The sequence below is a fragment of the Parasphingomonas frigoris genome (assembly GCF_036663815.1).
GTDB lineage: Bacteria > Pseudomonadota > Alphaproteobacteria > Sphingomonadales > Sphingomonadaceae > Sphingomonas.
This window is the reverse complement of record NZ_JAXOJQ010000035.1, coordinates 1-1,539: the sequence shown is the minus strand read 5'-3', so window position 1 is coordinate 1,539 and position 1,539 is coordinate 1. Positions and strand designations below refer to the sequence as shown.

The following is a 1,539-nucleotide window of genomic DNA, read 5'->3' as shown; positions in this document are numbered from 1 at the left end:
TCAGAATGAATGCCGCGCCGATGGTTGTCGGCGCATGGATATCTGCTGGCCGAAACCCGCCGCTGCTTCCCAACATAGGACGTTGTCGCTGACCACCATGCACGGCAGCCCGCGACGTTCGGCGATGGCGGCCAGCTCGCGGACGACCCGCCGCCCTGACAGCGAGGTATCGACTATACACGCCAGGCTTTCCCGGCTGTAATCGTCGATGACGTTGAGCATGCGGAACCGCCGGCCGCAGGCCAATGAGTCCGACACGAAGTCCAATGACCAGCGCTGGTTGGGTTCCTGCGGGATCGCCATCGGCGCCCGCGTGCCCAGCGCGCGCTTCCGGCCGCCGCGCTTGCGCACCGTCAGCCGCTCCTCGCGATACAGCCGGTAGATCTTCTTCAGGTTCATGCCCTTACCTTCTCGCCTGAGCAGGGTCGCTAGGCGCCGATAGCCGAACCGGCGGCGCTCGTTGGCGATCTCGCGCATCCGCTCGCGGACAGCATCGTCCTGCCCGCGAAGCGGCTCATATTGCCATGCCGACCGATTGACCCCGATCAGCCTGCAGGCGCGACGCTCAGAGAAGCCGTGATCGGCCATCAGCTTCTCCACTGCAGCGTAGCGCTCTGCAGACCGGGTCAGTTTTTTCCCAGCAGATCCTTCAGTGCCGACACGTCCAGCATCGACTCCGCCAGCAGCTTCTTCAGCCGCCGGTTCTCGTCTTCCAGCGCTCGCAACCGTGCCGCGTCGGACACCGTCAGTCCGCCATACTTCGACTTCCAGCTGTAAAAGGTCGCATCGCTGATCCCGTGCTTGCGGCACAGGTCGGCGGTCTTCACGCCCGCCTCATGCTCACGCAGCACGCCTATGATCTGATCTTCGGTAAATCGGCTTCGCCGCATCGCTCGTCTCCATCTGACGAGCTAACTTACCAATGGCATGATTTCTGGGGAGCACGTCACTGCGTGCGGGATTGTAAAAGCGTTCGACGTAATCGAATACGTCCTGCCTTGCCTCATTGCGCGTGCGGTAGGTTTTGCGTGCGATCCGTTCAGTCTTCAGCGAGGAGAAGGAGCTCTCCATCGCAGCGTCGTCCCAGACGCTGCCCGACCCGCTCATCGAGCAGGTGACGCCATTGTCAGCCATCAGCCGCTGGAACTGCTGGCTGGTATACTGGCTACCCTGGTCGGAGTGATGCAGCAATGCATCGGGTTTGCCGCGTCGCCAGATCGCCAAGATTAGCGCATCGGTGACGAGCGGCGCCGTGATCGTGTCGCTCATCAACTAGGCCACCACGCGCCTCGAGAACAGGTCGATCGCCGCGGCCGCGTACAGCCATCTTTCGGCGGTCCAGATGTAGGTAGAGTCGGCCACTCCTTTCTGGTTCGGCGCGTCGGCGCTGAACTGCCGATCGAGCACGTTGCCCGCGAGGGGTAGGCCGTAGACTCATAAGCGCGCAGCCACAGCCGCATTGAGGCGAGCTGGACCATCGCGAGGAAGTTCTCGGCGAGTTTGTCATATCGGGTGGCGACGCGGCGGAAGTGCTTGAGC

General features: G+C 62.8%; 3 pseudogenes. All 3 read right to left on the bottom strand.

The annotated features are described in order from the left end of the window. Nucleotides 1-81 precede the first annotated feature (81 nt). Nucleotides 82-890, bottom strand: a pseudogene (locus tag U1872_RS22230) (IS3 family transposase); the annotation flags it as partial. After that, nucleotides 841-1,419, bottom strand: a pseudogene (locus tag U1872_RS22225) (IS3 family transposase); the annotation flags it as partial. The pseudogenes U1872_RS22230 and U1872_RS22225, both read right to left, overlap by 50 nt. A 23-nt stretch (nt 1,420-1,442) precedes the next feature. Then, nucleotides 1,443-1,539, bottom strand: a pseudogene (locus U1872_RS22220) (IS5/IS1182 family transposase); the annotation flags it as partial.